The sequence below is a fragment of the Elioraea sp. Yellowstone genome (assembly GCF_006704265.1).
In the GTDB taxonomy this organism is placed as follows: domain Bacteria; phylum Pseudomonadota; class Alphaproteobacteria; order Acetobacterales; family Acetobacteraceae; genus Elioraea.
On sequence record NZ_VIKA01000176.1, the window covers coordinates 1 to 6,061 of the forward strand.

The 6,061-nt window shown below is 73.1% G+C and carries 7 protein-coding genes and 1 tRNA gene; 4 read left to right on the plus strand and 4 right to left on the minus strand.

The window, feature by feature from the left end; all coding sequences use genetic code 11:
- The 3 genes from selA to FK498_RS16615 all read left to right on the plus strand — a co-directional run.
- Positions 1 to 1,239 (plus strand): L-seryl-tRNA(Sec) selenium transferase (gene selA, locus FK498_RS16610; protein ID WP_141856505.1); only part of this gene is annotated, 1,239 nt, incomplete at its 5' end.
- Between the two features lie 5 nt (positions 1,240 to 1,244).
- Positions 1,245 to 1,339 (plus strand) — tRNA-Sec (locus FK498_RS19110).
- A 208-nt stretch (positions 1,340 to 1,547) separates the two neighbouring features.
- Positions 1,548 to 2,609 (plus strand): OmpA family protein, encoded by a 1,062-nt coding sequence (locus FK498_RS16615; RefSeq protein ID WP_141856507.1) that lies wholly within the window; start codon positions 1,548 to 1,550, stop codon positions 2,607 to 2,609.
- Positions 2,610 to 2,785: 176 nt separating this feature from the next.
- Here FK498_RS16615 and FK498_RS16620 read toward each other — a convergent pair whose 3' ends face one another.
- Complete coding sequence (locus FK498_RS16620) at positions 2,786 to 3,289, minus strand: hypothetical protein (RefSeq protein WP_141856509.1); 504 nt, start codon at positions 3,287 to 3,289, stop codon at positions 2,786 to 2,788.
- Positions 3,290 to 3,511: 222 nt separating this feature from the next.
- Between FK498_RS16620 and FK498_RS16625 the strand changes: the two genes are divergently transcribed.
- A complete protein-coding gene (locus FK498_RS16625) occupies positions 3,512 to 3,844 on the plus strand; it encodes an alpha-E domain-containing protein (RefSeq protein WP_141856511.1) in 333 nt (110 codons plus the stop codon).
- A gap of 122 nt (positions 3,845 to 3,966) precedes the next feature.
- Here FK498_RS16625 and upp read toward each other — a convergent pair whose 3' ends face one another.
- The 3 genes from upp to FK498_RS16640 form a co-directional block, all read right to left on the minus strand.
- Positions 3,967 to 4,605, minus strand: coding sequence for a uracil phosphoribosyltransferase (gene upp, locus FK498_RS16630; RefSeq protein ID WP_237560986.1), 639 nt, complete (start codon positions 4,603 to 4,605; stop codon positions 3,967 to 3,969).
- An 86-nt stretch (positions 4,606 to 4,691) separates the two neighbouring features.
- Positions 4,692 to 5,468 carry a DUF4394 domain-containing protein gene (locus FK498_RS16635; protein WP_141856513.1) on the minus strand — a complete coding sequence of 259 codons (777 nt, stop codon included), beginning with the start codon at positions 5,466 to 5,468 and terminating at the stop codon, positions 4,692 to 4,694.
- 105 nt (positions 5,469 to 5,573) lie between these two features.
- The coding region (locus FK498_RS16640) for an anti-sigma factor domain-containing protein (protein ID WP_237560987.1) at positions 5,574 to 6,061 on the minus strand (488 nt) is incomplete at its 5' end.

Here is a 6,061-nt window from a genome sequence, read left to right on the forward strand (position 1 = left end):
GGCGGCAGGGCGCCGGGCGAGGCCGCGCTGATCGATGCCGCGGCCGACCGGCTCGCGCGGGAATCGGCGCCGCGCCTGCGGCGCGTCATCAACCTCACCGGCACGGTGCTGCACACCAATCTTGGCCGCGCGCCGCTGCCCGAGGAGGCGATCGCCGCCGCCGCCGAGGCCATGCGCCACCCGACCACGCTCGAGTTCGACCTCGCCACGGGGCGGCGCGGCGAGCGCGATGATCACCTGCGCGGCCTGCTGTGCGCGCTTACCGGTGCCGAGGACGCGACCGTGGTGAACAACAACGCCGCCGCCGTGCTGCTGGTGCTGAACACGCTGGCGAAGGGCAGGGAGGTGCCGGTCAGCCGCGGCGAGCTGATCGAGATCGGCGGGTCGTTCCGGATGCCGGAGATCATGGCGCGCGCTGGCTGCCGGCTGGTCGAGGTCGGCACGACCAACCGCACCCACGCGCGCGACTACCAGGGGGCGATCGGTCCGCGCACGGCACTCCTCATGCGTGTGCATCAGGCAAACTTCGCGATCTCGGGTTTCACCGCGCGTGTCCCGGACCGCAAGCTTGCCGCGATCGCGAAGGCGGCCGGCCTGCCCTTCATCGCCGACCTTGGCGCCGGTGCCCTGGTCGACCTCGCCCGATTCGGCCTGCCGCCCGAGCCGACCCCCGCGGACGCCCTCGCTGCCGGCGCCGACCTCGTCACGTTCTCGGGAGACAAGTTGCTCGGCGGGCCGCAGGCCGGGCTGGTGGTCGGGCGGGCCGAGCTGGTCCGGCGGCTGAACCGGAACCCGCTGAAGCGGGCGCTCCGGCTCGACAAGGGCCGGATTGCCGCGCTCGAGGCGGTGCTGCGGCTGCACCTTGCGCCTGACCGCCTGGTCGCGCGCCTCCCCGCCCTCGCGCTTCTGGCTAGGCCGGAGGCCTCGATTCGCGCGGCCGCCGAGCGTCTCGCCGCCGGGCTCGCGCCGGCGCTCGGGCCGGGCTGGCGGATCGCGGTCGAGCCGTGCCGCAGCCAGATCGGCTCCGGCGCCCTGCCGGTCGAACGCCTGCCCTCGGTGGCCGTCACGGTCGCCGGACGGCGGCCCGACCTTCTGGCCGCGCGGCTCCGCGCCCTGCCGGTGCCGGTGCTGGGACGGGTCGCCGACGGGCGGCTCTGGCTCGACTGCCGGTGCCTGACGGAGGCGGACGAGGCCGTGCTGGCAGGGATCTTGCCGGCATGCTCCGGGCAGGCGATCTGAGCCGAGGAAGAGACTCGGCCCCGGTGGGCCGGCCGGCCTTCAAAGCCGGTCGGGGCGGCTGGACGCGGTCCCGGGCGGGTTCGACTCCCGCTCTCTTCCGCCCCGCTTTGGTTTTGCGCAACGCAACAGCACACAACGGACACACCTGTTGCAGCAGCGCCACAGGCCTGGAAAATCGTCGGCGCACCCGGTGCAACCGCGCGGGCCCTTTTGTATGGTGCCGGCATTGCGGGATACGGAGTGCCGTAGGCGCGATGCCTGCCGGCCGGGCCTTTACCCCGCGCGGGTTTGGTCAAGGAGAGACACGGATGAAGCTCCGCACTGTGCTTCTGGCCGCGACGATGGGCGTGCTGCCCGCCGTGGCCAGCGCCCAGCCGGTCAACGGCCTCTACATCGGCGCCATGGGCGGCTACAACATCGTCCAGGACACCGATCTGTCGTTCTCGCCGACCCGGGCCGGCTCGCATGACGCCGAGTTCGACGGTGGCTGGGCGGGAATCGCCCGCATCGGCTGGGGCTTCGGCCAGGTCGCCCCGGGCATCGGGCTGCGCGTCGAACTCGAGGGCAACTACCGCGACAACGACGTCGACGGCATCAAGATCGGCGGTGCTTCGCTGACGAATGTCGGTGGTTCGCAGCAGACCTATGGCGTGATGCTCAATGCCCTCGCCGATTTCGACCTCGGCCTCGGTTTCCTCTACCCCTACCTTGGCGCCGGTATCGGCTGGGCCTGGACGAACTGGGACAGCGTGAAGGGTGGCGGCGTCACGCTCGTCGATGACGATGACAACAACTTCGCCTTCCAGGGCATCGTCGGCCTGAGCGTGCCGATCGATGCGGTGCCGGGTCTCGCGATCAACGCCGAATACCGCTTCTTCGGCACGCTGAAGAACGAGTTCAGGGTCACGCCCGCCGGCGGTGGTGGCACGGTGGAGGCTGACAACTACAACCACACCTTCCTGATCGGCCTGCGCTACGCCTTCGGCGTGACGCCGCCGCCGCCTGCTCCGGCGCCTGCGCCGGTCGCGGCCCCGGCGCCCGCCCGCACCTACCTCGTGTTCTTCGACTTCGACAGCGCCGCCCTCACCGACCGTGCGCGCGAGATCATCGCCGAGGCCGCCGCCAACGCGCCGCGCGTGCAGGCGACCCGGATCGAGGTGACCGGTCATACCGACACGGTCGGCTCGGCCGCCTACAACCAGGCCCTGTCGCTGCGCCGCGCCAACGCGGTCGCCGCCGAGCTCGAGCGCCGGGGGATCCCGCGTAGCCAGATGGTCATCACCGGCCGCGGCTTCAGCCAGCCCCTGGTGCCGACCGGGCCGAACGTCCGCGAGCCGCAGAACCGGCGCGTGGAGATCGTGCTCCGCTGATCCCGGGCGGATCGACCTGACCGACGGAAGGGGCGCCGCGAGGCGCCCCTTTTCGTTGTCCCGATTCGCGCCGTGCGGCGCAGCACGGGCGCGCGTCCCTGTCCTCCGACGGCGCGGAGCCTCCGGAGCGGCCGGTCGTGCTGCAGGGGAAGGGAGGGCGCGCGCGGCGCCGGCGGTCAGCGCCGCTGCGTGCCGGTGCGGGAGGGGGTCTCGGCCGTGCGGAGGTCGCAGGACCGCACCGCATAGGCCTGCGGCAGGTTCGCCTCCGCCGAGATCGCCAGCAGATCGGCGTTGGCGCCCACGCTCATGACGCGGTCGAACATCGGCCCGACCTTGCCGCAGAAGTCGCTGCCGAGGCGGATACCTTCCTGCGACTGCGCGTTCGCCAACGCCGTGATGTACTGGTTCAGGTCGCGCTGGGCGCTGCGCCCGTGCACGCGGTTGAAGTAGCCGGTGAGGTGCCGATGCGCGCCGGCGAGATCCGACTGGAAGCGCGTGACGAAGGCGTTGTAGCGGTCGTGCATCCCGCAGGAGAGGGCGCCTACCATCAGGTGGGTCTGCAGCGCGCGCAGATCGAACGCCGCCTTCTCGCGCGCATTGGCGCACGCCTGGGCGGCCGCCTGGGATGAAGCGAGGCCGACCGCGACGAAGGCGGCCGCATTCAGCAGGAGCGAGCGCACGGACAACCTCCGCTGGCTGGCCCCGCGACTCGACACGCCGCAGGGCAGGGCACGATCACGGGTTATCGGCGAATCGGATCGGCTGATCAAGCGCTGCAGGCTCCCCTCGCGAACGGCCATCCGCCCAGGACCCCGGCCCGGGGAGCGACGCCATGAACGTCACGAGGACGGAGGCGCGGATTGGCTGGGGAGACGGCGAGAGCCAAGGCTCGGCGGCGCGGGATGCATGGCGTCGCCTCGCCCGAGGCGGTGCGACGCTTCTGCCTGCTCGACCGCGGCAATCCGACCTCGATCCCGGCAGCCGTCGCCGCGGCGCGGCAGAACGCACGTACGCTGCGTCCGCTGATCTCGACCGGGATGTGGCAGCAGCTTGACATCTTCCACGACCGGATCGACGCACTGGCCGAGCAGGACGTCGCGGCCGATCAGCTCTCGCGCCTCTGCGCGCTCGCGCTGCGGCTGGAGGATCTGCACGCGGGGCTCGAGGATCGCAGGATCGAGGAGATCATCGCAGGCGGCCTGCCGAGTTCCTGGACTGGGCGCAGCGCATGCTGATCGCCGCGGCGGCGGACGAGGTCGGCACCGCGTTCTTCCGCGATTGGCGTCCGCTCGCCGCGGCGGCGCAGGGCCGGCAGCAGGGAGACCGGGATCGGCGTCCCGCCCGGTCGGCATCCGCGTCAGCCCGTGCCGAACAGCCGATCACCCGCATCGCCGAGACCGGGGCGGATATAGCCGCGCTCGTCGAGGCCGCGGTCCACCGCGATCGCGGTCACCGTGACATCCGGGTGGGCGGCGGCGAGGCGTGCCAGTCCTTCGGGTGCGGCGAGCACGCAGGCGACCGCGAGGTCGCGCGCGCCGGCCGCCTTCAGCCGCGTGCAGGCCGCGGCGGCGGTGTTGCCGGTCGCCAGCATCGGGTCGAGCACGATCGCCGCACGCAGCGCCAGATCGGTCGGCGCGGCGAAGCTGTACTCGACCGTTGCGAGTGTGGCGTGGTCGCGATAGGCGCCGAAATGCGCGACCGGTGCCGCGGGCATCAGCGCGAGGAACCCGTCGAGCAGGCCGAGCCCGGCGCGCAGCACCGGCACGAGACACGGCAATGGGCCGGCGAGCACCGGCGCGTCGACGCCTTCGAGCGGCGTGACGACGGGTGCGGCAGCAAGGTGCAGACGCTCGGTCGCGCCGGCGGCGAGCAGCAGCGCGATGCGGTGCAGCGCGGCGCGGAACGCCTCGCGCGGCGTCCCGGCGCGGCGCAGCGTGGTCAGCGCGTCCTGGGCGAGAGGATGGTCGATCAGCCTCGGCGTCATGGCGCCGGGCATGGTGTCATCGTGCCGTGCCCGGCGCCACGGGGGTCGGGGGCCCCGCACGGCCGGGACCCCCGCCGCGATGCGTGGGGAACGCGGGATCAGCGCATCGCGGCGATGTCGATGATCTCCCCCGGCAGGCCGGTGACCGGACCGAGCGCGCTGAGCGCGCCGGTCTGCACGTCGAGCCTGTGCAGCGTTCCGTTCGCCAGCACGAAGCCCCAGTTGCCGCCGTCGCCGTCGGCGAGGATGTCGAACGCGGTCGCGGGCGGCAGGCTCATGCCGAAGCTCGCCTTGCTCTGCTGCACGCCGTCGTTCGGCGGCGCCTGCAGGTTGAACGAGCCGAGCAGCGTGTCGATCGTGTAGAGCGCGGTCTGCGTGGCGCCCTTGACGCTGTTCGAGTAGGCGCCGGCGGTGATGCGCGGCATGGTGCCGGCATTGCGGTCGCCCGGCGCGTATTTCAGCGCTCCGTCCACCAGCGTCGCACCCGTATCGACGTTGATGCGCAGGTTGGTGCCGTTGATCCCCATCACGCGCAGCCGATCGACCGTCGGGTTGAAATCGACCACCGCCCGGCCGCCGAGCTCGGCGCGCTCGGTGAGGCGGCTGAGCATGGTGGCGGCGCCCGTGCGCGGATCGATGCGGTAGAGCATCCACGCGTCGGTGAGCGCGACCAGCGACCCGTCCGCCGGGCGCTGGTCGATCCCGAGCACGCGGCCCTCCACGCCGCGGATGGCGACCGGTGGGGCGGCGCGGCGCGTCTCGGTGTCGATCGTGACGAGGCGGTTGTCGGGGGTCAGTCCGATCAGGGTCGCCGCCTGGCCGGGCGTGGGCGCGAGGGCGGCGGCCGCGACGGCGGCGAGCAGCAGATGGCGCATGGACGTGGTCCTTCCGTTGAGCCTGTGGTGCGACGGCGGTTCCGTCGCGCGGGCTACGGGCGGGCCGTGTTGTCGGACGCAGCGCCGGCGATCACGCGCGCGCGATCACTCCACGCGTTCGAGTCGGCCGATGAACAGCACCGGGCCGGTGGGCCGGCCGGTCGGCGAGCCCCCGGGCGGCTCAAGGCTGATCTCCACCAGCATGCCGTCCTGCGGCCGCAGCACCCGCGGATCGACCTCGAGCCGGCCGTCGGGCGGCACGATGCCGAGCGAGACAGGCGCGGCCGCGCCCGGGGCGAGGCCCCAGAGCTGCATCACGCGCCCCTCCTGCACCGGGCGCGGGTTCACGGCACCGGCGAGCACGATGCCGCGGCTCGGGCTCGCCTCCACCACCCAGGCGGGCGCGCCGCGATCCTGCTGGAGGACCGCGAGGTAGCGCGGCTCCTCGGCGGCGGGGCGGAGCAGCATGAACGCCGCGAGCCCGGCGGCGAGTGCGGACGCACTGGCGGCCCAGACCTTCCAGAGCAGGTTCGCGCGCGGCGCGCGGGCGAGCGGCACCAGGCGCGCCGGCGCAGCCGCGCGCGCGTCCAGTG

Bases quoted from the DNA above. Each gene is read 5' to 3' on its own strand.
- FK498_RS16625 (WP_141856511.1), top strand. From the start codon at position 3,512: ATGCATGGCGTCGCCTCGCCCGAGGCGGTGCGACGCTTCTGCCTGCTC.
- FK498_RS16615 (WP_141856507.1), top strand. From the start codon at position 1,548: ATGAAGCTCCGCACTGTGCTTCTGGCCGCGACGATGGGCGTGCTGCCC.
- FK498_RS16635 (WP_141856513.1), bottom strand. From the start codon at position 5,468: ATGCGCCATCTGCTGCTCGCCGCCGTCGCGGCCGCCGCCCTCGCGCCC.
- upp (WP_237560986.1), bottom strand. From the start codon at position 4,605: ATGCCCGGCGCCATGACGCCGAGGCTGATCGACCATCCTCTCGCCCAG.